Raw genomic sequence first — 24,515 nt, 5'->3', positions numbered from 1 at the left:
ACGTCTCCCATTTATCTATATTTGAATACCAAAAAAATCATGCAAGGCTAAGTTTTCTGTTCCAATTAGCGCAATAATCCCTAAAATAGCATATATTGTAATAATAATTCCTGGGCTTACTTTTCCTTTTTTAACATATGCCATATAAATTGCTACATCAATAAAGTTTAATATCCAAAGTGGTTTTTGTAATCTAAAAAATGTAAAGGAGAACATTGCCATTGAAATAATTACTATTGCCATAATATCAACAGCTAATATGAAATCCAAATAATTTTTTTCAACTTTAGGTATCAGATCATATTGATTTTCTAAAATTACACTTTTCCTTATATAAAAAGCACTCACAATGAACATCGCATTCATTAAACTAAAAAATATAGTTTGAGATACAGTTGGCTGATATAATGTATTATTCAAATAAAACTCATTTTCTTGTCCTGTACCAAATTGGCTAATGATGTTTACAAGAATACTTTTTTCAGCAAAGCAAATACCCAAAAAGACAGTTAACATAGTTATTGTAACTCTTATATTTTTTATCACTATTTTCCAAAAAATAAAAAATATATAAAAATATGCAGAGTTATGAATTTGTCCTGCGATTATAACTAGCATGCAATATATAAAATATCCCTTAGTTGTATCTCTTAACAAATATTTAATAGCCCAAATAATTATTGCTATCCCCATAAAAAAACGTATCTGGATCAGATCCGTTATTGCGGGATAAATTATATATAGACTCCAAATATAATTTTGATTACTAGTAAAATATTTGATAGTTGATCTAATTAGTAGTAAACCTAGTAAAAGAATAGCCATTTTAAATTGCCCATAGGTCATACCTGCCATATTTCCCAACTTACAAAGAAACCACCAACCAACCCCCGTATTAGGATAAAAGTTCCCTGCCCCTATATATTGATATACTGAGTTATATGCTGCAAAATCAGCTATATTTATGCTAATTCCAACAGTTACCACCAGTACAAGTATCTCTAACAAATTAAAAAATACATTTTCTCTTAAAAAGAAGCCTACAATTACTAGAAAAATAAAAAGACCTAATAATATCATCTCTAAATCCTCAGTCAAGCTTTTTATAATCTCGATGTCCCTTTATAATGGACAACCACATCTTTATTCTACTTCTATCCATTGGATAAACTAATGTAAAATAACAATAATAAGCAAACATAAAAACTATGCCGGTACGCTTGCCATGATTCTTATACGTATTACGAACATAACGACTATTTCTAGCAGAGTAATATAATCGCTGATCTGTATACACATTTGCAACTTTCATTCGTCTAAATACATCTTTTTTGGTCATTTTTTGTAATAATTCAAAAAATGGTACTTTATGTGCATTCCCCATTTGCTGAACTAAATAAGTAGTATTTATTCTTAATATCTTATAATTGTTCTCTAGCACCTTGCAATTTAAATCTGTATCAACAAAATCAATAAATAGTTTTTCGGTATAGCCACCTACTTCCTTCACAATTTTTACATTATTTAAACAAGCAGAAGTAATGCAATCGATCGGGTCTTTGAGTTCAGTAACATTATCTAATCGTAGCTTTTCGAACTCTGTTAATGTAAATTTTCCATTGTTTAGAACAAATGGACATATTAACGCTACCTTAGGATAATCAAGATATTTAGTGTATTCTTCAATCATATTTGTCGCACAAACTGAATCTTGATCCATCGTTAGACACCAGTCATATCCCTTTTTGTCCGCATAATCAATTAATTGATTAAGTGCATAAGCAATCCCTTTATTTTCATCATTACATAGGTATTCGACCTTATCATAATCTCTGAAAAATTTAGCAATTTCAACTGCATTTTTTGAATTATTATCATATAAGAAAATCTGCTTTATTGATTGCTCCAATAAAGCATCTACATTCTTTTGCAATAATTCAAGCTCTGGATTATACAAAACAATACCTGCACAAATTTTTGCGCTATCCTTCAAAATCACATCTCCTTTCTAAATCTTTTTTATACCGTTTCATTGAATCATCATATACATCATTTTTATCATGTATTTCAAATTCTTTTGGATCTCTGACTCGGTTACTATCTGCCATTCCACGATTCCGTTTTAAGATAAATTCTTCCCTAGATTTTGTAAAATAATGGTTTATTCTGATATTTTGATTGATACCACCTCTATTAAATGCCCCAAATACTTTATTAAATCTTTGATCTACAGCATAATAATTAAATAAATACTCAGGATAATGTGGATTTAACACGCCTGCAACTTTTCTTGGATCACAGATTGTTTTTACATGTACGTTGAATTCAAAATCTTCTTTACTTCTAAAAAAATAATTTTGGGTCACTAATCCTTTAGGCTTTTCTTTATGGTTAGCTGACCCAAAAACTAACCAATTTATGGCAATACCACCAATATGAGAATCTTTCCTAAAAATTTTCTGTATGGACTCAAGTAGATTGGCTGAATTATTTTGTAAAAAAACAAATTCATCAGCATCTAAAAACAATAGATACTCCTCGTTTTTACGTGCTATCTCTAGAGCAGCATTATAAACATCCATTTGGTGAGCTACTCCAGAAACATACTGATATCTTAAAGAACCATCCTCTATGAATTCTTTTAGAATATCTGCTGTATTATCAGTACTTGCATTATCGTAGATATAAAACTTAGATACCCCTAATAACTTATGATATTCGATCCATTCTTTCAGATATGGTCCTTCATTTTTCACGATTCCGACTATAGCAATTTTTTCCAATAATTCAGGTTTAAACTGTTTCTTTTTCCGAATCGCAAGTTTTAGTAGACCACATAGAATAAATAGTATATCAATAACTTTTCTTACCTTTAAATTATCAGTTTTATTATGCAACGCACGTACTATTCTTAACGATTTCGTACTTACTTTTAATTCTTTAAGTAATTTAATCATTCATATTTACCTGTCAATTTCCGTTGGATCATATTAGCGCCTTTTACAAGATAATTTTGTCCCTCAATAAACGCTACCGGTAACTCACAATACTTAGGTCGAGTTACTTCGATCCAAACATCCAATAACAACTCACTGATATATCCAAAAATTCGTGCTTCAGACGGTGAATAGTCTGAAATATCTACTCGTTTTTCAACTTCAAATAAAATATCAAATAACCACGCCGAATACTCATCAAAAATCTCACTTTTAGCGATCATCATGTTAAACATATGTGCTTTTTTACGTTTCATGACTTGCTCAAACGCTGATAAATAAGCGGGATATTTTTCTGCGATCACTTCGCGTGTAACTTCTAGCCCTTTGATATTATGGGAGTGTTCATAATGGCTCCATAAAGTTTCAATATAATAATTTCTTTTTTTAGGTAAAATCAGATCGTATTGTTGTAATAAAGTAGCTAAAGTTTCTTCATCCAACAACTTATTATATTTACTTTCTTTACTACCATATGGGTTTTGACCATTAGTAAATAAACGCCGATAATGAACTAAGCCTTTTACGTCAGCTTGGCGATTCTTCCAGGCCCAATATTGCCCCGTAAGTTCACAATAGTTTGGGTTTTTTGAAGCGATATTTTCCCCAGAATCATCACGTAAATAACCCGTGATCTGAGGCGCTTTACCAACTTGAAGTGGGCAATAGATCTTATCTTGTGGCATCTTATATTCTTTATGAGAAATTACATATACTTCTGTTGTCACAATTCTTAATCCTTTATTCTTCGATCTGTTTCATAAATTCAGCTAATGCATCTTGCCACATTGGAAATTCAAAGCCGGTTTCTTTAGCCAAATGCATCACTGAATATGGTGGTCTAAAAGCAGCGGTCGGATATTCATCAGAAGATACTGGAACAACTTCAACATCTTTGTCTTTTAAGATCTCTTTAGCAAACTCATACCATGAGCATTGACCATCATTACTGCATTGATAAATACCGTATTCGATGTTGTTATCAACTAGATAAGTCAAAAATTCAGCTAATGTCCGGGTCCAAGTTGGACGCCCGATCTGATCTGAGACCACAGTCAAACGATCATGATTTTTAGCTAAGTTCAACATCGTGTAAACAAAGTTGTGGCCCCATTTACCATAGACCCAAGCTGTTCGGACGATATAATACTTATCACAGTATTTTTCGATCGCTTGTTCACCTAATAGCTTAGTCCGACCATATTCATTACGTGGGCCTTTAGGATCATCTGGCATATATTCGCCTTCTGTTCGTAAACCATCAAAAACATAATCGGTGCTGACATAGACCATCAAAGCATCATATTTTTTGCAAGCCTTGGCCATGATCTCTGAGCCAACTGCATTGACTAATTCATTTACTTTTTTACCTTCACCTTCAGCTTTATCAACCGCTGTATATGCTGCACAGTGATACACGATCTCAGGACGGTTTTTAGCAAAGTACGTATCAACTTTGGCTTCATCAGTGATGTCCAACACATCGACATCAGCTGCATCATAAGCGATCCCACGCTCATCCAATAAATATTGTAATTCTTGACCTAATTGTCCATTGCCACCAGTGATCAAAATTTTCATCTTATTTTATCTCCTAAATTTTAACTTTCTGTCCTTACTGAATAAGAAGTTGATGTAACTAAATAACACCAACCCCTTATTGCTTATTTTTTAATTCAAGGCTGCACGTTCTTTTAGTGGGCGCCACCATTCTTCGTTGTTTAAATACCAATCAACAGTTTCAACGATACCTGTATCAAAAGTATATTTTGGCTTCCAACCGAGTTCAGTTTCGATCTTTGTTGGATCGATCGCATAACGACGATCGTGTCCCAAACGATCAGCAACATATTCAATTGCCTCTTCTCCTAAACCAAGTTGTTCAACGATCAAGTGTACGATCTCATTATTGGTCCGTTCATTATGTCCCCCGACATTATAAACTTCACCCTTGCGACCCTTATGTAAAACAAGGTCGATCGCTTGGCAGTGATCGTAGACATGAAGCCAATCGCGGATATTTTTACCATCCCCATAGATCGGTAATTTCTTGCCATCCATCCCATTTGATGTCATCAACGGGATCAACTTTTCAGGGAATTGGTATGGCCCGTAGTTGTTTGAACAGCGTGTGATATTCACATTCAGACCATAAGTTTCATAGTAAGCACGAACTAACAGATCAGCAGAGGCTTTACTTGCTGAATATGGTGAGTTAGGTGCTAATGGTGTCGTTTCACTGAAGTATCCTTCCTTACCTAAAGTACCATAAACTTCATCAGTCGAAACTTGCAAATATTTTTCTAAGCCCATTGTCTTAGCTACGTGCAAGAGTGCCAATGTCCCTTGCACATTTGTTTCTACAAAAACTTCTGGATGCAAGATCGAACGGTCAACATGACTTTCAGCCGCAAAGTTTACGATCGTATCGATATCGTGTTCTTTAACTAAATGTTCGACCAATTCACGGTTTGTAATATTGCCGTGAACAAAGACATGATTAGGGTTGTCCTTTAGATCATCTAAATTATGAATATTACCAGCATAGGTCAATAGATCTAAGTTAACGATCTTATATTCAGGATATTTTTCGAGCATGTAGCGGACAAAGTTACTACCGATAAAACCGGCACCGCCTGTTACAAGTAAGTTTTTCATCAGGTTAGTCCTTTCCGTAAGTAAAGTTTAGATCAGCGTCTTTTAAACGTGGATGTTTTTTATCTTTATCCGATAAGATCAAATGTTCGATCGGCATTGGCCAGTCGATCCCTAGATCTGGATCATCAAATGCGATCCCCCCATCAGCTTCTGGATTGTAGTAGCCATCAACTTTGTAAGCAACATTTACATTTGGGGTCAAAGTCACAAAACCATGAGCAAAACCCTTTGGGACTAATAATTGGCGGTGGTTGTATTCACTTAAGATAAAGCCTTGCCATTGACCATATGTAGGTGAGCCCTTACGAACATCAACGATCACATCATAGATGACACCTGTAACGGCCCGTAATAATTTAGTTTGAGCATAAGGTGCACGTTGATAATGCAAGCCTCTTAAGACACCTGGTTCAACTGAAAGTGACTGGTTGTCTTGAGTGAAATCAAAATTGATCCCGGCTTCGACAAATTTTTGCTTTGTATATGTTTCCGTGAAAAAACCACGATGATCACCAAAAACATCGGTCTCGATGATCTTAGCATCTTGTAACTTTGTATCGATAACTTTAACCATGTTTAACTACTCCTACTTAATCTTCATTGACTAAACGCAATAAATATTGCCCATAGTCGTTTTTCTTCATTGGTTGTGCTAATTCTATCAAGCGTTCTTTGGAGATCCACCCCTGGCGATATGCGATCTCTTCTAAGCTAGCAACTTTTAAATTCTGGCGCTTTTGGATCGTAGCGATAAAACTTGAAGCTTCTAACATCGAATCATGCGTTCCAGTATCGAGCCATGCATAACCACGTCCCATGAGCTTAACATCTAGATCACCACGTTTTAGATATTCTTTGTTGATGTCAGTGATCTCCAACTCTCCTCGCGCTGATGGTTTCAAGCCCGTAGCAATCGAAACAACATCATTATCGTAGAAATAAAGCCCTGTGACTGCATAATTACTCTTAGGCTCAGCAGGCTTTTCTTCGATCGATAAAGCACGATGGTCTTTGTCAAATTCTACTACACCAAAGCGCTCAGGATCAGTTACGTGATAACCAAAAACTGTTGCTCCTTGCTTCTTTTTAGTAGCTTCTCTTAATAGTTGACTCAACCCACTGCCATAATAAATATTATCGCCTAAAATTAGGCAGACCGAGTCATCACCAATAAAATCCTTACCTAAAATGAAGGCTTCCGCCAATCCATTTGGTCGTTCTTGAACTTTATAGGAAAGATTTATTCCAAAATCGGACCCATCACCTAAAAGATCTTTAAATAATGGTGTGTACTCTGGGGTCGAGATCAATAAAATATCTCTGATCCCTGCCAACATCAGGGTTGACAGCGGATAATAGATCATTGGTTTGTCATATACTGGGATCAATTGCTTAGAAATACCACGCGTGATCGGATAAAGACGCGTTCCACTTCCACCAGCTAAAACTATGCCTTTCATATAAGACTCCTTATTAAAAATAATTTAAAAATGCTTATAGCTAGTCATTCATGCTAATTTTCGCACATAATCATCGTAAATTCAATTACACTTTTATTACAAAAAAGCAATTGTTACTTTAGTACTATAATGCCTTATATTTTTTCAAAATACTTCCCTTATATTTATACACTGTTTTTCGACTAACTGCCAGTAATTTTGCTATTTCTGCCACAGATATATCTGAGTTCAGTCTTAAAGCTAAAAAATTTTGTTCATTTAGTGTACATTTTTCCCATAATCTTGCCAATAGATCCCCCGTAGCGAGATCATCAAAATCACTTTCCTCTTTTGCCCACAACATTTCTTCGGTGGCTGGTAAACTGCATTGTCTTTGTTTGAGACATGTCTTTTTTCGCAATACATCTAACAAACGCCACTTGATCTTTTGGTACAGATACGGCATGACTTCGGCTTCTTTGACAATTGCATGACTCTCACAGTACATACAAAAAGCTTGGGCAAAAACCAATTGTCCTTCTACCACTAGATCTTCATAATCTGGATTTTGTCGCGATACATGCAGATGCTTTAAAACACCATAGATGACTTTTTCATGTTCTCCTTGCAATAAATATGCAAATCCTTTTTCATACATAAACTAGACTCCCTTTACTGATAAAGTTTGTCTAGGGCCCTAAACTGTTTTCAGCATACGACCTATATGAACTGGATAAAACCTGCATCTTACCGCAAAAAAACTGCAAGTAATTTTTTAGTTCGCTTAAAACCCTGTTATGATAAGGTTTAAGCTATCTATCAGCTACTATAACACAAACATAATTTCTTATAGCCTTAAAAATAAGTCCAATAAACTTTATAATTGTGAGATATTGCGGTAGTAGTTAAGAAAAACTTAAAATTACAAGAGGTGAATTTTATGGAAACAATTTCCTTTGACCATGCTGGTTTAGTCAAACTCTATCAACAAGGATATTTTGATGCTGACGCATATTTGGACAAACAGACCCTTCTTTTAGTTTGGGATTGTCATGATCTTGGACTAAAGAACTGTCGCTCACTCATCTTAGATACTAAACGCGGGATCATTATCAGTGACAAAGAGACGACACGTTTAGTCAATCAATTCATCAAACAACAGCCAGTTGGGCTTTTATTAACACGCGCACTAGTCGGATCATTTGCTAAAAAAACACCATGTCTGCCCTATGTCTGGGGAAAGATCTTACTCGTCCCTTTAAGTGGCTATACCCGTCATGCGACCAGTTGGGTCAGACTTGATCACGTTTATTATGATTATTTCAGCGACCCAGACCATATCACGTTCATCTTTGATCATGATGATAAGACGCGCTATGTCTTACCTATCAATAAAAAAACATATCTCAGCAACTTAAAAACAACAACGACCATCTACTATAAACTCCACCAGATCATCCATGAGATAAATGCTGATTTTTCGTTGGACTTACCAAACGACCACTCACTTTGCAACTTAGAAAAGCAACTTGATACCTTATCACTTACCGCTTTTTTAGATGATTATCTAACAATGATCATCACTTTGATCTATCGTGAAAGTGGGGTCACATCTGCAAGTGAAGTCAAACTCATCAAAGATCGCCTCAAGCAAAGGTACGATCATCTATAAAAAACGCTTTATCTTACTAGACTTGGATTCTATTTCTTATTGATTCACAAGCTATTAAAGTTATAATATAATGGAAATGATTAATAATATAGAGCTTGATCCAAGGAGTAAATACTTATGACAAAACCGATCAAAATCGTTACGGATTCATCTGTTCAATTAACACCTGAAGAGATAAAAGAAAATAATATTACGGTCATTCCGCTTTCAGTCGAGGTAAATGGTAAAAACTACATTGATGGTGAAGACATCAGTCGCGAACAACTAGTTGAAGAATTGCGCAAGGGTAACATCCCTAAGACCAGTCAACCAGCAATGGGGCGTTTTATCGATACTTTCAATGAATTAGGCAAAGATGGTAGCCAAGTTTTGGCGATCTTGATCTCCGATGTTTTGAGCGGAACTTTTGAAACAGCGCTCAGTGCAGCTGATATGTCAGAGGCTGATGTAACTGTGATCAATAGCAAATCGACTGACCGTGGGCTAGCATTCCAAGTCTTAGCAGCTGCTAAAGACGCAAGAGAAGGCAGATCGATCGCCGAGATCAAAGAACACTGTGCTGATATCTACTCACGCACAACGATCGACGTGTTGGTAGATAATCTCGACTGCCTTGTTGCTGGTGGACGTGTGAGTCGTTTTGCTGGTGCTTTGACAAAACTGATCAACTTAAAGATCATCGTCCGCTTAAATGAACACAGCCTTGATGTCTTTACCAAGGGGCGAAGTCGCAAGACCTTCATCAAGCACTGTAAAGAATTAGCAGAACAACACAAAGATAATCCGATCCAAGCTCTTTCGCTGTCAAATGTCGGGACCGATCCAGAATTTTTGGAAAAGATCAAAGAAACGATCTTACCAGAAAATAGTAAAGCGACCTACATCGCACGCCTAACAAGTCCGATCATCATGACACATACAGGGCTAAACGCTGTGGGCGTGATCACATTGGCTGAAAAGCCAGAGAAAACTGAAGCTTAATACCATATAGCCATCCAATACGACCTGTATTAGGTGGCTGTTTTTTTGTATCAATATACATTTTACGCCTTTTTATACATTGCTCTCTCTAATTGATAATCTTTTTCAATTACGTCCTTTTTCACCTGAACATACAAACCCTATCAAATCAAGATTTCATCCCCGCTAATTGAGAATCATTATTATTTAGAACGATTCTAATTTACATTAATTATTTTCGGTGTTACGCTTTAAGTAAAGTAGAACTGAAATTATTTTTTACGAGGGGATGTTAATTATGAAACATTCAACTAAATTAGGCTTGATCATTGCGATCGCATTATTCTCAGCGATCCTAGAATTTGGCTTTGGGCTTGCCTTGGTCGCGCAGATCATTATTACGGTAACTGGGACTTTGATCGCCTTATCTATGTTAAAAGAAATGATCAAAACCTTACGCTCGGGTAGCTATGGGGTCGATCTGCTGGCGATCACTGCTGTGGCTGCCACACTTGCTGTAGGTCAGTATTGGGCTGCGATGATCGTCTTGATCATGTTGGTCGGCGGTGATTCGCTTGAAGATTATGCTTCTAAAAAAGCGCATACCGAATTAAAAGCTTTACTCGATAATTCACCACAGACTGCTCACAAAGTTGTAGCTGACAAACTCATCGATATCAAAGTCGATGAAGCTAACATCGGCGATCAATTGGTCGTCAAACCCGGTGAGACTGTCCCTGTCGATGGGCATATCATCAAAGGCAGTAGTATGTTTGATGAATCGAGCTTGACTGGTGAATCTAGACCGATCACCAAAAATGTTAGTGATACTGTCTATTCTGGTTCGATCAATGGTGATTCTGCGATAACAATGACAGTTGATAAACTCGCTAAAGATAGTCAATATCAACGCTTGATCCAACTGGTCAAACAAGCCGACAGTACCCCAGCTCATTTTGTCCGAATGGCTGACCGTTATGCCGTTCCATTTACTGGGATCGCCTTTGTGATCGCTGGGATCGCTTGGTTTGTTTCTAAAGACCCAGTACGTTTTGCTGAAGTTTTGGTCGTAGCTTCACCTTGTCCGTTGATCTTAGCGGCCCCAGTAGCTTTGGTATCTGGGATGAGCCGTTCGTCACGTAATGGGATCGTGGTCAAAACAGGCAGTGTCTTGGAAAAGATGGCAACAGCTAAAACAGCCGCCTTTGATAAGACCGGGACGATCACCAGTGGTCGCCTCTTTGTCGATCAGATCAAACCCGTAGCAGGTACGACCAAAGAAGAGCTTTTAAGTTACGCAGCTAGTGCTGAACGATCTTCCGGCCACATCCTAGCTCGTTCCTTGCTCAATTATGCGGTTAAACATGATGTTAACTTATTAGAAGTTCAGCAACTATCTGAGGTCACAGGTAACGGGGTCACAGCACAGATCGCTGGTCAGACTATTAAAGTCGGAAAGGCTTCGTTTGTTGCCCCAACAGCCCAAGTCGCTGAAACGACCCAAACTTGTGTCTATATTAGTTTGAACGACCAATATATCGGTACGATCACTTTCATTGATAAATTACGCCTTGAAGCTGCCCAAACGATGCAAACTTTACGCGACCATGGAGTCAAACACTTGATGATGTTGACGGGTGACCAACAAGCTATTGCCCAAACGATCGCTAAAGAAGTCGGGATCGATGATGTTAGGGCAAAATTATTACCTGAAGAAAAGATCAAGGCTTTAAAAGCAGTACCTGAAAGTGAGCATCCCGTCATCATGGTCGGCGATGGAGTCAACGATGCCCCTTCATTGACCGTCGCTGATGTCGGGATCGCCATGGGGGCCCATGGAGCCACAGCAGCCAGTGAATCAGCTGATGTCGTGATCTTAAAAGATGATCTGCTAAAAGTCGCTAAGGCCGTTGAGATCGCCCAAGATACTTTACGTATTGCACGCCAAGCTGTTTTGATCGGGATCTTTATCTGTGTCTTTTTAATGTTAGTTGCTAGCACCGGTCTTATCCCAGCGATCGTGGGCGCAATGTTTCAAGAAGTCATCGACACCGTTTCGATCCTTTGGGGCTTGCGGGCTCGCTATTCCCATGAGAAATAGTCATTTAAACAGGATTGTAGTAAAATATTAGTAATTAAACTGATTGAAGAGGAACTAATATGACCGATCCACTATATTCACTGATCACTATCGTCAATAAAGAAGATGTCTACCAAGCTTTTAAAGCTGGCCTAGAGAAACAGACTGGCGTTGACTATGAATTGATCCGTATCAACAATGAAAATAATGAGTATAACTCTGCTCGCAAAGCTTTTAATGATGCTGCTAAAAAAGCTAGAGGAAAATATCTCGTTGAAGTGAACCCATAAAGTTGGACACTCTATTTAGACTATATTTCTTAAGGCAAGATGTCGGTATTCTACCGGTGTCTTGCCTTTTAGTTTGACCTTTATCCGTTCGTTATTGTAATAGCTGATCCAGCTGATCATTGCTTTGACCAACTCTTCTTGTGTTGTATATTCTTTATTGTGATATAGCTCTACTTTCATTGTGTGGAAAAAACTTTCCATGGGTGCATTATCTAAGCACGTTGCCCTACGAGACATGCTTTGAAAGATCCTATTTTCTTTTAGCTTCTTTCGCCATTGGACACTCTGATATTGGACACCTTGATCGCTATGGAGAGTCATACGATAGTTTAATTTAGGTCTAAGTTTTATCAATGCATCCAACGGTTTTACCACGAAGTCTGTTGTTGGATGCTTACTGATACTATAGCTTACTATTTCATCTGTACATAGATCTTTGATAGGTGAAAGATAGACACGTTCTTCTTGTGTCTTATTTCCATACCTAAATTCACTTACGTCGGTCACCATTTTTTGAAATGGTAAATGTGTATCAAAACGTCGATGTAATAAGTTCTTAGCTTTCTTACCTTGTGGTCCAAGGGCAGAATTATATTTTCGCCTTTGTTTATTATACATATGCGCTGATAGATCATTTTCTCGCATGATGCGACTAACACGCTTATGATTTACTTTTATGCCTTGAGATCGTAATTTCAGTGTTACTGTACGATAACCAAAACACGGGTGCTTTGATTTGACCTCCTTTATAAGCTTTAATAGCTCCTCATCTTTATTTTTTCGCCTGTTTATTCGTTGGGCTTGATAGTAAAATGTACTACGTTTAAGACTAGTGTAAGGTAGTATTTCATCCAATGTATATTTAAATTTTTGCCTTAGTTCTTGGATGATTTGATATTTTTCTTGCGATGTCCGCGCTTCTGAACCAAGGCATCGAGTTTTTTTAAGTATTCATTTTCAACCCGTAAAGCACGATTCTCAGCTCGTAAACGTTCTAATTCAGATAATTCTGATTTTTCTGCTTGTTTATTATTGTTGGTCGTCATGTGTTTAGCCCGTCCTCTTCTAGTAAATAAGGCATCAACACCTTTAGTATCCAATTTACGTTGCCAAGTCGCGATCGTCCCAGGATTACTTATATCAAACTGAAGTGCCGTTTCCGGATAGGAAGCCTTATGCCTTTTTCTCCAGTTTAAAACGTTGAGCTTAAAATTTCCATCGTAATCGTATTTAGGGTAGCGAACTTTTAACCCATCAATACCATATTTTTGATATCGTTTGACCCACATAAGGATATTTGAGTGATTCTTCACTTTATAAACTTTAGCTACTGTGTTACTTCCATATCCTCTTAGATACATATTTACAGCCCGCAACTTATCCTCAAAAGAAAATTTAGTCATAGTAAAACCCCCTAAGTTAGATTCCTTTGTCCAACTTAGGGGGTTCACTTCACGTCTTCCTACACCCAGATATTCGTTTTTTAAATGAGCATGCTTTAAAAGATGTCTTAGACCAGATCAGATCACTTCCAAAAGATTTTGGTGTTGCTGGTATTGCGGGCAGTCCTAAAGAATTAGTTGCTAATGATCGGATCATTTTGACAACGATCATCCACGGCGACCATAAAGAACATGTTGGGCGCCCGATCACTGGACCTACCCCAGTCCAAACTTTAGACGAATGTTTCTTCGTCATTTCTCGTGACTATTGGAAAAAACGGCCTTTTCCACCAAAGGAAGGCTGGCATCTTTATGCCGTAGAACAATGCCTCTTGGCTCAAAAAGACCAGCGTGAAAATTACGTTGTTCCAGCTGCAATTTGGCATACTTCTGATGGTAAGTCTGAAGATTTTCGCTATACACTTCAAGTTAAGCAACTGATCAAGAAATATCAAGCACAGACGGCTTCGATCAACACGACTGTCAAACGTTGGCCGACCCGTGGTTTAGGCGCTAAAATGTTCGTCAATGCCTATCTCATTAAGATGTATCTAAAATATTTGCTAAAAAAATAAGCGTGGTCAGCGTCATATGAAAACGCGGACCCTATCATGATGATACCATCGTGGTAGGGCCCGCGTTATTCATTCATATGGTGTTATCTCATATGCTTTAGCTTGCTATTTTAGCGATCACTTTTTCTAAATGTAATGCTAAGGCGTAATCCCATAAACGACCACGCAATTTAGAATCAGTACGGTATTCTGGATAACGTTTCAACTTAGCCAAAGTTTTTAAATTAGGTTGCTTATAATACGCCAAGCGTGTCCCATAATATTCCTCTAAATGTAGAACTTCTGGGGCATCGATCAATTTTAAAGCTTGGGCTAAATTATCTAACGCACATAGATTGTCCTCTTGTTCAGCGATCTTCTCACTGACATCAAACTTGGCCAACACCTTTTGCCAGCGTGTATCAGTTGAGGCGCCCAAAGTATTATTTTCGTGGATCCGATAACCGATGAGTTCTTCATTTAAGAAATAACATCCATGGTCTAAAGCCGCCATTAAATTCAGATACCAATCATGTGGCATCTCAGCTTGATAATTTTCCACCAAGATATCTCGTAACTCACTTCGGATCAACATCGTACATCCAGGAGAAATATTGTTACGCATGATCGCATTTGCATTGAATTGGGTCAACTTGGCTAAAGGGGTTTTTGAATAAATAAAACCAGCGTTGTAAAAAGCTTTACTCTCAGGCAAGTTGAGTGGTTCTCCGTTAGCATCGATCAACTGCACGGCACAATTCAATGCTTTTATCTCCGGCTGTTGTTGCATAAGGGCAACCATCTTGGCTATTTTGTCCAAATGCCAATCATCATCTTGATCGGCTAAAAAAATGTATTTTCCTGTAGCCTTTGCCAAAGCTTGCGCAAAATTCTTACGATAACCTAAATTCTTTTCATTGATCGAAAAATGCCACTTATCAGCAAGACTGTGCTCTTTAATAAAATCTTGCACTAACTGAGCAGTATTATCAGTCGAAACATCGTCACAAATGATCACTTCATCTGGTCGACGCGTTTGTTCTAATAGCGTTGTTAGTTGTCGTTCAATGTATTTTTCACCATTATAGGTCGCCATAACGACTGAGATCATAATTCTGCCTTCTTTCTTAGTGTTTGAGATAGATCAAATACCAATCCCCTAAATATTGGCGATAACGCGGAAAGCAATCCCAGTAAGTTGCTAACTTTATACCTACTAAAGGATTTTTTGTCAGATAAAATCGCTCTCTGACAGAAAGCCAACGATCATTGCGGTCTAAAACTTTTAACTTAGTAGCCTTATCAGCGATCTCACCGCTATTTACATACTCGCGTAAAGTATCATCAAAGGCACGTGCGGTCTGGATCCACTTTTTCTTTGCAGCAACAGATTTTAGATCACGACTTTCCTTGGTAAAGGCACTATTTTGATGTTTACGCCATTTTATCAAATTGCCGTTATAGTTATACAAGCCGTCACTAAATAAGCTTAAGCGCCACAATAAAGTATCATGCGGATATTCCGGACGCCAATACTTGCGTGCCGTATCTAGGAGTTCTTTTCGGATACAATGGGTACACCCTGGGCGTCCAACCAATAAATAGTTATTCTTCAAAGGGATCTGACTTACACTACCATCATTTTGTTTAAAGCCATCTTTATGACTACCATCTTCAAAAAAGAGCTCATAATTTGAAGTCAGCAAGCTGATCTGCGGAGAGTTTTCCATCACTTCACTCATGATCTTTAACTTATCCTGATGCCAAATATCATCTTGATCACAAGAAAAGACAAGCGCGCCACTTGCTGCCCACATGCCATCCATAAAATTACGTCGCCATCCCTTATTTTCAGGATTACGCGTATATTTCCAATTAGCTAGCGAATATTTGGTGATATAGTCGGCAACTATCTGTGGGGTCTTATCGCTACTGCCATCATCAAACAATAAGACTTCATCGGGGCGACGTGTTTGCTGACGCAATGAATCTAACTGCTCGCTGATATATTTTTCACCATTAAAAACTGAAACTACAACTGATATTTTCATCTAGTCACCTCTTAGCGTTGGCCCTTGACTTTGAGATAATTTTTCCAAGCGACCTTGTACATTGGAAAACCAAATTTCAACATAAGATAACCCAACTTGTCCCTTTTTGGCGTCTTAGGATCAGATACTACCTGGGCTTGATTGACTTTCAGATACTTAATGATCGCATTTCGCTTTGCTACTAGATCCGGTTCTGTAATGTCTAACATCTGATTTAGCGTACTAAAGCGTGCATATACTTGACGGCGTTTAACTGCAGCGGCTAGATCAGGATAGCGTGCCACTACATCTTCTGCCATCTGATCAGTCATCTCTAACAACTCTAATTTCTTTGCGTTAAAGCCTGAAGTCGTGATCGATCCAGCTCGTAACATGTAGTTATATTTAGGCAAAAAGCCACACTCGATCGAATCACATTGCATAAATAATTGATATGTAGTTGCAATATCTTCAAAAATCTTACCTTCAGGGAAAGCTACTGTCTCATATAACTCTTTTTTGGCTAATTTAGCATAGGCACAGGTATCAACTAAATCGTGATAACACATCATCTCGATCGCTTTTTTCCCACTGAGAGTGGTCACCAAACCATTGCCATCATTTTTTTCAACTCCAGTCGCCAAATAAACATTATTCAATGCACAGATCGACATCGGTGACTTGAACCCTTTTACTTCCAATAATTCATACAAAAAAGTCACATAATCCGTTGCTACTGTATCATCAGAGTCAACAAATGTTAAGTATTCACCTTGGGCTAGTTTTATACCATGATTTCTAGCATTGGAAAGACCACCGTTAGCTTGGTGGACGACCCTAAAGCGTGGATCTTTTTGAGCAAATTCATCGCACATTTTACCCGAAGAATCCGTACTACCGTCATCGATCAAAATGATCTCAAGTTCAGGATAGGTTTGGCGAGCTAGTGACTCTAAACAAGCCTGTAAATATTTCTCAACGTTATAAACTGGCACGATAATACTGACTAATGGTTTTTCCTGTGTCATCTGTTCATTCATTAGTAGGCACCCTCTGTTTTAAAAATACTGATAATATTTCTAAATAAAATCTTTATATCAAACCACAGTGAAGCATGATCAACATAGTATAGTTCAAGATCACAACGCTCAGGATAATGAACTGTACTTCTTCCCGAGGCTTGCCAATATCCCATAGCACCTGGTGTTACCGATAAGAATTTATCTACTCGATCACCATATTGTGCTAATTCTTCTTCAACAACAGGTCTTGGACCGATCAATGACATATCACCCTTTAAAATGTTGAAAAATTGAGGCAATTCGTCCACCGATGATTTGCGCAAAAAGCGCCCAAAGCCTGTGATCCGTGGATCTTTGTCTGGTGGGAGTTTATAGCTATTTTTTACATACAATGCGTATAAAGCTTTATCTTCCTTGAGTTTTTTATCAGCATCAACGATCATCGAACGATATTTATAAATATAGAAAGGACGATGGTCTTTACCGATCCTTCTTTGCTTATAAAAGACTGGCCCCTTATTCTCACCAAAACTATCGACCAACCAGATCACAAATGTCAGTGGTACTACAAAAACTAAGGCGCAAAGTGAAACTACTATGTCAAAGAGTCGCTTTACTACTAGATATATCATTTTACTGATACCTTTGTCCAAAATCTCATCTCCTTTTTGCAAGACGTTAGTTATCTAGGCGGGATGGCTTCCCAGTTATTTTTCTGATCAAAAACGAACTGATCTTCTTGACCCAATTCTGTTTTCCCATAAACATTACAGGGTACTCGACATAGCTGATCTGATTTTTATCGACCCAAACATCCAATAATAATTCACTGATAAAACCATAGATCCGCTTCTCATATGGTGTATAGTCACTGATATCAGTGCGTTTTTCTACTTCCGACAATACATCGATCAACCAAGTAGTATAAGCATCAAATAACTCACTTTTAGCGATCATCATGTTAAACATATGTACTGAACGGCGCTTGACAGCTTGATCAAAGAACGGTACATGATCAGGGTACTTTTCTACTAACACTTGCCGCGTTGTCTCAAGATCCTTGATATGATGAACATGTTCATAGTGTGACCATGAAGTTTCAATATAGTAATTGCGCTTTTTAGGCAGGATCATATCATATTCTTGAAGAGCTTTCTGCAAGGTCTCAGACGTCATGATATCTTGATACTTCTTATCTACACTAGCAAAAAAATTACGTTTGCCATTGGAAAAGAAACGCCGATAATGAACTAACCCTTTAACATCAGCGGTCCTATTCTTAGTTGCCCAATATTGTGCGGTCAGTTCACAATAATTTTCATTTTTAGCTGAAATATTATCCCCAGTATTATCGCGCAAAAATCCCTTAAAATTTTCTGGATCTTTACCTACTTGTAAAGGGAGATAAATTTCATCTTTTGGCATTTTTGTTTTTTTATGACTTACAACATATACTTCAGCTTTCAAAGCGTCCTCTTTCTTCTGTGATCATTATCTACAGACTAATATTACTCCTAACATTATAGCTATATCTACGTAACTTTGCAATCAAGCTAAAACTCTTTAACAATTCGTTTGACATATAAAAAAGGTCCAAACTTAATTGCTTGAACCTATTACCTCTGATCAGTTTTTAGCTAATTCTACTAATGCTTGCTCTAGATTAGCAAAATAATTCTCTAAATAAAACGGGGCAATGCTTTGCTTGACTACTTGGGGGTCAAAAGTAGCTTGAGTGGCTGCATGTAAAGCCTGCTCTAACCCTGCCAAATCGCCAACATCATACGTAAAGCCATTTTCCCCCTCCTTTAACACATCACGATAACCATTAAAGCGACTAGACACTACAGGGATCCCGCGTGCGATCGTTTCAAGCATGATCATCGGAAGACCTTCATAAGTCGAGGTCATCACTAAAGCAGTCGGGCGTTTTTGGATCGTTTGCCATAGATCTGGCGTCCACCCATGCCAAGTCACTCGATCGGCAATTCCAAGTTCAGTCGCCTTGGACTCACACTTTTTCGCATCCACTCCAGTTCCATACATATCTAATAATGCTTCATCGAAGTGTGCGACTCCTGTCAGCAATTCACCGAGATTTTTTTGTCCAGCCAACATCAGACGCCCCGCGTAAAAGAAATGCGGTTTGTTGTCCGAATAGCTTGGTAACTCAGCTGGCTCTGGTTCGATTGGATTATAGATCAGACGTATTTTCTCTTCTGGAACACCATATTTCATTAATTCTGCCTTGATCGGTGAACTGATCGCTAAATGACCATCAGCTAGTGGTATCGTATTAGCTGCATCAAACATATCTTGGTCTGCTAAGGAAAAATGGATCCATGATAACAAGGTATATTGCTTATGTAAGAGCTGCTTAATCTTTGCCCCTAACTTGATGATCTTTGGACTCAGTGAGATAAAACAGGTACTCTTATCGGCACTGAGAAATAACTGTGCGATCTTGATGAGCTTTTCAAACCGTCCTGCATAGATCTTGACCTTGATTTTTTGATCCAATTTATCTAACCACTCATATTTTACTGGCTCATCTGCCAAAACTAACTCAACTTCATTTTGGGTGACCAAGTGGTTCAAAACTTTAACCAAAACTGTCTCAGTCCCTCCAGTTCCAGATAGTTTCGTACATAAAAATTTCAGTTTCATCCCTGTTCCCTCACTAATTTTTATTGATGCGATCTAATTGTCGCAACAGCTCACTGGAATGTTTGGCTTCGACTTTGCGAATAAAGAAATAATCTCCCTGTTGGATCTCAGCTAAATTCTCCTCATCCAAAATGGCTGGATAACTCCCGTGTTTTTCTTCCCACTTGATATAGCGATAATTTCCATTGATCAATCTTTCCTTGAAACATGGCTCATTACAAATTATCGTCTGCATCCAAAATTCATCTGAAAAGCACCCTGTTTTGAGCATTTGCAAAAATTTGGGATGCGAATCGAGATATTCTAAGCAATATTCAACTGTGTCACGTGGCAGATCAGCCCAATTAGCACCAGCATAGATCTCTTCTTTGATCCCTAAACGCTTGAATTTATCTACACGTAGTAACGTCTGCATCGAGATCAACAAACGATGGTAGATCTTACCAAACGTACTTCGCCGGTTTATGCGATCATAATTAAAGTAGTATTTTTGCCACCAAATGATCGGTTCCCCATTTTTTTTGACCTCAGCAGCTTTTTCGTAAACCATATAGATCTTAGAATCATTTTCAAAATGCCGGTAGAGTTCTTCAATGTTGGCGGCGACCCAATCTTGGCCCGAAATAATATGAAAATAACTGATCGCGGGATTTTTTAAAGCTAATCGCATCAATCTAACAGTTGCTTCCCCGATGCTCCAACTACCCCAATTAACTTTCACCTCAGAAATATAGTGGATCTTATACTCTTTTAGAAACGCCTCATCCGCCGCAGAAAGTTGCATTTTGGTATCAAAATGGATATAGATCTCAAATGACTTACTGAGCTTTTGCGTCAATTCTTTAATTAATGGCATTTCTTTGTGAGCCAAAAGTAAAATGGCTTGCATCGCTTACCTAACTAAACACAACAGGTCTAGTTGTTCCTTTCTAAATTAGTATCTTATCGTATCTTACCTAAAAAATAAGGGCTAAGCAACCAATTGCCTTGATCCATTCAAATTAGCAAAAAGCGCTAAAAAGACAAAGTTATAGGAAACATCCCACATATGTTGGTCGATCCCTGCTGTCAAAACAACCAATAGCAAACAAATACTCCAATAGTAGAGTTTCTCTTGGCGGAAGCGTGTAAATAACAAGTAAAACAGTAAGAACATTAAGGCAAAAATAATGATCCCATGCATCATTAACGTTCTAACATATGAAGAGTCAATATAGAAATAATCTACAACTTTAAATCCACCACCAAAGCCATTTTGATAGATATATTGACCCAACAAAGGTACATTATAGTCATTAAAGGCTACTTTTTCTAAAATCAGTCTGCCTGATAAAAAACTATTGATCTTTTCTAGTGGCCAAAAACCCGGATGATAGAAATATCCCATCAATATAATGGCCAATGTATATAAAATAGTGACCACTTCTAGTAAATATGCTGGTATTTTAGCAAAAAGTGGGCTCAACTTAGGATATACTGCTACACAGATCAGCAAAAATAGCATTAATAAAAGATCTATCCGCGTATCAGTCACAAAGTAAACTAGCGCTGTCAAAGCTACGCAAGAAATATACTCGGCTATATTGAGCTTGAATCGTTTGAGCGCCGTATAAGCTAACATCATAAAAAATCCACGTGCTGCTAGATCGGTAGGATAAACAGCCCCTAGTGAATAACGAACTGCCGGTGAATCGGCTCTCGTGATCATCACATTACGGACACTACCATTTAACGCAAAAATCAATGATAGGACGATCACAACTAAATTGATCCAAATAAACAACTGCAATATCTTGTCAATATCAATGTTTTTAGCCCCAATGATAAAGAACAATAGATAAAAGATCTGATATTCATTTGCATTTGTTCCGACTGCAAACAATATGATCTCTAGTAACATGAAGATCGTTAAATCTTGCCATTTATGGTCATCTAAAAAGATGATCTTTAAAGTGACCAAAAAGGCTGGAATGATCGACAAATAAAACAAAGCTCTTTCTGAGAGCAAGAAATTGACTAGCATCGTGCCTTTTAACGACATCGCAAATAAATAGCATGTAAAACTCACAAAATAAATGATGCTTCCCAAATTAGGGACTTTTTGTAAGAGTTTGTTACTAAAACTATTTCTTAAATCTTCAACTCTATCCATGGTTATCCTTCCAAACTTTCTAGTTTTTTGATCGCTGTTTTAATAAAGTGACCTTGGCGCAATTTTTGTGCCAAAGTCAAGGTATTTTGTTGCATCTCACGGTACTGTTCTGGTGTCATTTGTTTTAATACGTTGCCAACTTCAGTCAAGCTTTCAACTACAAAGCCCACATTATGCGTCACGATAAAGTCAGCTAAGGCAGCTTCTTTCCACATGACAATAGGTAGACCACTGCTCAAGTAAAGTGAGACCTTATGCGGGTCATTGTAGCGCATATATTCACCAAATACGCCATTACATGTCAGCAAACTATCACCATCCCACACCAAACCAAAATTCTGTGAGAAATGTTTAGCTAACTCATCCGGTGGATAGACCCCTGCATATTTGAGAGGTTCAGGATAAGTTTTAGCTGGCGCTGGTCCAAAAAGTGTCAGTTCAAAATCTAATGTTGCTGCTTTTTTTAAAAAATCAGCTTTAGCTAAGTTTCCCGCAAACACCACACTCTTTGCAAAAGGTCGCTGCTTAACTAAAGGGGTTGGATTATAGTAGTCAAATAATCCCAGTTCAACGATCGGAACAGTCACTCCTTGTTCTTCCAGCCAACTACGCATCTTAGCATTATGAGCAATGATCCCATCGGCTTGTTTGAACAGTGCTAGTTCTGCTTGACTTTGAGCTTTATCGCCTCCAAACAAGCGCAAAGTTTCAATGTCATGTATCAATAAATACAATTTTGCGTTTGTTTTTTGCTTGATCGCTTTAAACAGCTCATTTGTCAAATAAGCAGAGTAGACTGGATATTGCAATAAGATCACATCTGCTTGACTTTGTTGCAATATTTTAGGGATATAGTATTTACCGTAATAGATCTTCTTTAACTTAGCCCCAAAACTCTTATCTGCTGGATCCAAATTAACTTTTAGCGGTAATATTTGATAATCAGTTTCCGTCAAAAATTGCTCAACATCAGCCTTGGCTTTGGGACCAGCGTTGTTAGCTTGAGAGCTTTCGAGTGTTATGACATACTTATTCATCTTATCTATTCCTTTGTTCAGATTAACTATCTCCTAAATTATAGCATATTCAAAAATGCGATAGGCTTGAATTCCTACCGCATCCATCTATTTGTTGAATTTTTGTTTGACCATTGCGGTTACTTGTGTCAAAGAAGTTGGTTTTAACAAAACGATCATGATCACATAAATAATGACGCCTAATACAACTTCGCTTCCGATCGACAAAATACTTGTCTTGATCAAATTGCTCATTGCAAAAACTGGGATAAACATCACTATTCCCGCCAAAAGATACTTAGGCACATTGACAAACATCTGCTTGAAATCAGCAATATCACGGATATACCATAACTGATATCCTGTTACTACTAATTCGGAGAGAACCGTTGCATACATCGCACCGTTTAATCCCCAAAAGTAAATAAACGGTAAATTGGCTACGATATTAAAGAGTGCCCCCAAAACAACTGAGGTCGTAAAAGCTTTAACTTTATTCGTTGGTAAAAGATATTGCGTCCCAACAGTATTGCTCCAAGCGATCAGCAAAATAACAACTGACTCGATCAACATTGCTAATCCAACTGGACCAAAGCCCTTACCATAAAAATATGGTCCTAATTGCAAGGAAACAGCTGCTAGACCAAACGTCATCGCCACTGATAACAACGAAATAAAGTCAAATGAAGTATAAAGCATCTGATTGACTCGCTTATGATCGCCTTTAGCAAAGGCCGAAGCCATATGTGGTAACATCACTGTTCCTAATGAGGTCGCTAACGTTAAGACCATTTTAACGATCTGATCAGCATTAAAATAAAAACCAGAATATTCTGAGCCGACCATCGCTCCTAGCATCGTCTTATTGAGCTGAAGATAAACCGACGTCGCAATTTGTGGAATAAATAACGATACGGTCGGATTAAAATGCCTTAGTGGATGCAATTGTCGTAATTTCACGGGTACTAAGATCTTACGCAGATATGGCCATAAGACCCAGTTGCCCACTAAAGCTGAAGCAGCTACGATAAAGATATACAAACCAACATCATTGGCATCCCGAATAAAGGTGAAGATCAAGATCATCGAACTGATCTTGATCACAGTATTTCTAATAACCGTACTCTTAAAGTCTTCGATCCCCATAAATAACCATGAGATATCAAAGGCGACTGCAATGATGTTGATCGATTGGATCCAAAGATATTCAGTATACTCGGTATAAAGCTGCAAAAAGATCACAAATGTAATGTAAGCTACCAATGTCGTCAATGTTTTTAAGATCTGGATCTCCCAAAAAGTTTCTGACATCTTTTGCCGGTTTTCACGAACATATGCAATTTCTCGATTCCCGTAATAACCAACACCTAGACCAGCGATCAAAACAAAATACTGAATGATCGAGTTCGTATAAGCGTTATCGCCGACCCCTGACGCATGTAAGACCCGACTGATATAGGGACTTGTGATCAGCGGTACGATGATCGCTAACACTTGATAGCCCGCATTATACAAATAGTTGCGGAGAACTTTCATA

General features: G+C 37.8%; 26 protein-coding genes. 5 read left to right on the top strand and 21 right to left on the bottom strand.

Going from position 1 to position 24,515, the window contains the following annotated elements:
• Nucleotides 1-15: 15 nt before the first annotated feature.
• From CPS94_RS09705 to CPS94_RS09665, 9 genes are all read right to left on the bottom strand, one after another.
• On the bottom strand, nucleotides 16-1,080 hold the full coding sequence (locus tag CPS94_RS09705) for an EpsG family protein (protein WP_112194075.1): 1,065 nt from the start codon (nucleotides 1,078-1,080) through the stop codon (nucleotides 16-18).
• A gap of 10 nt (nucleotides 1,081-1,090) precedes the next feature.
• On the bottom strand, nucleotides 1,091-1,993 hold the full coding sequence (locus tag CPS94_RS09700; RefSeq protein ID WP_162626441.1) for a glycosyltransferase: 903 nt from the start codon (nucleotides 1,991-1,993) through the stop codon (nucleotides 1,091-1,093).
• Nucleotides 1,983-2,957, bottom strand: coding sequence for a glycosyltransferase family 2 protein (locus CPS94_RS09695; RefSeq protein WP_112286481.1), 975 nt, complete (start codon nucleotides 2,955-2,957; stop codon nucleotides 1,983-1,985). The genes CPS94_RS09700 and CPS94_RS09695 overlap by 11 nt, the downstream gene beginning before the upstream one ends.
• Nucleotides 2,954-3,724: a DUF4422 domain-containing protein gene (locus tag CPS94_RS09690; RefSeq protein WP_112194069.1), complete on the bottom strand. Its 771-nt coding sequence runs from the start codon at nucleotides 3,722-3,724 to the stop codon at nucleotides 2,954-2,956. The genes CPS94_RS09695 and CPS94_RS09690 overlap by 4 nt, the downstream gene beginning before the upstream one ends.
• Nucleotides 3,725-3,737: 13 nt before the next feature.
• Complete coding sequence (rfbD, locus tag CPS94_RS09685; RefSeq protein WP_112194067.1) at nucleotides 3,738-4,577, bottom strand: dTDP-4-dehydrorhamnose reductase; 840 nt, start codon at nucleotides 4,575-4,577, stop codon at nucleotides 3,738-3,740.
• A 90-nt stretch (nucleotides 4,578-4,667) separates the two neighbouring features.
• Nucleotides 4,668-5,654, bottom strand: coding sequence for a dTDP-glucose 4,6-dehydratase (gene rfbB, locus CPS94_RS09680; RefSeq protein ID WP_112194065.1), 987 nt, complete (start codon nucleotides 5,652-5,654; stop codon nucleotides 4,668-4,670).
• A gap of 4 nt (nucleotides 5,655-5,658) precedes the next feature.
• Nucleotides 5,659-6,228, bottom strand: coding sequence for a dTDP-4-dehydrorhamnose 3,5-epimerase (gene rfbC / locus CPS94_RS09675; RefSeq protein ID WP_112194063.1), 570 nt, complete (start codon nucleotides 6,226-6,228; stop codon nucleotides 5,659-5,661).
• Between the two features lie 16 nt (nucleotides 6,229-6,244).
• Nucleotides 6,245-7,114 carry a glucose-1-phosphate thymidylyltransferase RfbA gene (rfbA, locus tag CPS94_RS09670; RefSeq protein WP_112194061.1) on the bottom strand — a complete coding sequence of 290 codons (870 nt, stop codon included), beginning with the start codon at nucleotides 7,112-7,114 and terminating at the stop codon, nucleotides 6,245-6,247.
• Between the two features lie 124 nt (nucleotides 7,115-7,238).
• Nucleotides 7,239-7,751 carry an RNA polymerase sigma factor gene (locus tag CPS94_RS09665; protein ID WP_112194059.1) on the bottom strand — a complete coding sequence of 171 codons (513 nt, stop codon included), beginning with the start codon at nucleotides 7,749-7,751 and terminating at the stop codon, nucleotides 7,239-7,241.
• A gap of 282 nt (nucleotides 7,752-8,033) precedes the next feature.
• On the opposite strand from CPS94_RS09665, the gene CPS94_RS09660 reads away from it, so the two are divergent.
• The 4 genes from CPS94_RS09660 to CPS94_RS09645 all read left to right on the top strand — a co-directional run bounded on the left by CPS94_RS09660 (nucleotide 8,034) and on the right by CPS94_RS09645 (nucleotide 12,095).
• The gene (locus CPS94_RS09660) at nucleotides 8,034-8,765 is read left to right on the top strand and encodes a hypothetical protein (RefSeq protein WP_056958486.1); all 732 of its coding nucleotides are present in this window, start codon (nucleotides 8,034-8,036) and stop codon (nucleotides 8,763-8,765) included.
• Between the two features lie 117 nt (nucleotides 8,766-8,882).
• On the top strand, nucleotides 8,883-9,746 hold the full coding sequence (locus tag CPS94_RS09655; protein ID WP_089135744.1) for a DegV family protein: 864 nt from the start codon (nucleotides 8,883-8,885) through the stop codon (nucleotides 9,744-9,746).
• Between the two features lie 277 nt (nucleotides 9,747-10,023).
• Complete coding sequence (locus CPS94_RS09650) at nucleotides 10,024-11,826, top strand: heavy metal translocating P-type ATPase (RefSeq protein WP_112286480.1); 1,803 nt, start codon at nucleotides 10,024-10,026, stop codon at nucleotides 11,824-11,826.
• A gap of 59 nt (nucleotides 11,827-11,885) precedes the next feature.
• The gene (locus CPS94_RS09645; protein WP_112286479.1) at nucleotides 11,886-12,095 is read left to right on the top strand and encodes a hypothetical protein; all 210 of its coding nucleotides are present in this window, start codon (nucleotides 11,886-11,888) and stop codon (nucleotides 12,093-12,095) included.
• A 15-nt stretch (nucleotides 12,096-12,110) separates the two neighbouring features.
• Here the strand turns inward: CPS94_RS09645 and CPS94_RS09640 are convergent, their stop codons facing one another.
• Together CPS94_RS09640 and CPS94_RS09635 are read right to left on the bottom strand one after the other, a co-directional pair.
• Nucleotides 12,111-12,986: an IS3 family transposase gene (locus CPS94_RS09640; RefSeq protein WP_331250498.1), complete on the bottom strand. Its 876-nt coding sequence runs from the start codon at nucleotides 12,984-12,986 to the stop codon at nucleotides 12,111-12,113.
• Nucleotides 12,971-13,498, bottom strand: coding sequence for a helix-turn-helix domain-containing protein (locus CPS94_RS09635; RefSeq protein ID WP_004047940.1), 528 nt, complete (start codon nucleotides 13,496-13,498; stop codon nucleotides 12,971-12,973). The genes CPS94_RS09640 and CPS94_RS09635 overlap by 16 nt, the downstream gene beginning before the upstream one ends.
• A gap of 26 nt (nucleotides 13,499-13,524) precedes the next feature.
• On the opposite strand from CPS94_RS09635, the gene CPS94_RS09630 reads away from it, so the two are divergent.
• Nucleotides 13,525-14,112, top strand: a complete 588-nt coding sequence (locus CPS94_RS09630; protein ID WP_162626440.1) for a glycosyltransferase — start codon at nucleotides 13,525-13,527, stop codon at nucleotides 14,110-14,112.
• A gap of 97 nt (nucleotides 14,113-14,209) precedes the next feature.
• Here the strand turns inward: CPS94_RS09630 and CPS94_RS09625 are convergent, their stop codons facing one another.
• The 10 genes from CPS94_RS09625 to CPS94_RS09580 form a co-directional block, all read right to left on the bottom strand.
• Nucleotides 14,210-15,202 carry a glycosyltransferase family 2 protein gene (locus CPS94_RS09625; protein ID WP_112194051.1) on the bottom strand — a complete coding sequence of 331 codons (993 nt, stop codon included), beginning with the start codon at nucleotides 15,200-15,202 and terminating at the stop codon, nucleotides 14,210-14,212.
• Between the two features lie 16 nt (nucleotides 15,203-15,218).
• The gene (locus CPS94_RS09620; protein WP_112286477.1) at nucleotides 15,219-16,142 is read right to left on the bottom strand and encodes a glycosyltransferase; all 924 of its coding nucleotides are present in this window, start codon (nucleotides 16,140-16,142) and stop codon (nucleotides 15,219-15,221) included.
• 11 nt (nucleotides 16,143-16,153) lie between these two features.
• The gene (locus CPS94_RS09615) at nucleotides 16,154-17,161 is read right to left on the bottom strand and encodes a glycosyltransferase family 2 protein (RefSeq protein ID WP_238145349.1); all 1,008 of its coding nucleotides are present in this window, start codon (nucleotides 17,159-17,161) and stop codon (nucleotides 16,154-16,156) included.
• Entirely contained in the window at nucleotides 17,161-17,775 is a 615-nt protein-coding gene (locus CPS94_RS09610; RefSeq protein ID WP_112195913.1) for a sugar transferase, read from the bottom strand. The genes CPS94_RS09615 and CPS94_RS09610 overlap by 1 nt, the downstream gene beginning before the upstream one ends.
• 46 nt (nucleotides 17,776-17,821) lie before the next feature.
• The gene (locus CPS94_RS09605) at nucleotides 17,822-18,610 is read right to left on the bottom strand and encodes a DUF4422 domain-containing protein (protein ID WP_112194047.1); all 789 of its coding nucleotides are present in this window, start codon (nucleotides 18,608-18,610) and stop codon (nucleotides 17,822-17,824) included.
• 159 nt (nucleotides 18,611-18,769) lie between these two features.
• Nucleotides 18,770-19,810 (bottom strand): glycosyltransferase, encoded by a 1,041-nt coding sequence (locus CPS94_RS09600; protein WP_112194045.1) that lies wholly within the window; start codon nucleotides 19,808-19,810, stop codon nucleotides 18,770-18,772.
• A 13-nt stretch (nucleotides 19,811-19,823) separates the two neighbouring features.
• Nucleotides 19,824-20,699 carry a beta-1,6-N-acetylglucosaminyltransferase gene (locus CPS94_RS09595; RefSeq protein WP_112194043.1) on the bottom strand — a complete coding sequence of 292 codons (876 nt, stop codon included), beginning with the start codon at nucleotides 20,697-20,699 and terminating at the stop codon, nucleotides 19,824-19,826.
• 81 nt (nucleotides 20,700-20,780) lie between these two features.
• Nucleotides 20,781-21,962: a hypothetical protein gene (locus CPS94_RS09590; RefSeq protein WP_112194042.1), complete on the bottom strand. Its 1,182-nt coding sequence runs from the start codon at nucleotides 21,960-21,962 to the stop codon at nucleotides 20,781-20,783.
• Nucleotides 21,963-21,964: 2 nt separating this feature from the next.
• Complete coding sequence (locus CPS94_RS09585; RefSeq protein ID WP_112194040.1) at nucleotides 21,965-22,999, bottom strand: sugar transferase; 1,035 nt, start codon at nucleotides 22,997-22,999, stop codon at nucleotides 21,965-21,967.
• Between the two features lie 87 nt (nucleotides 23,000-23,086).
• Nucleotides 23,087-24,514, bottom strand: a complete 1,428-nt coding sequence (locus CPS94_RS09580) for a flippase (protein ID WP_112194038.1) — start codon at nucleotides 24,512-24,514, stop codon at nucleotides 23,087-23,089.
• Between the last annotated feature and the right edge of the window lies 1 nt (nucleotide 24,515).

This window comes from Ligilactobacillus murinus, from assembly GCF_003288115.1.
GTDB classification, from domain to species: Bacteria; Bacillota; Bacilli; order Lactobacillales; family Lactobacillaceae; genus Ligilactobacillus; species Ligilactobacillus murinus.
This window is presented reverse-complemented; position numbering and strand designations above follow the sequence as displayed.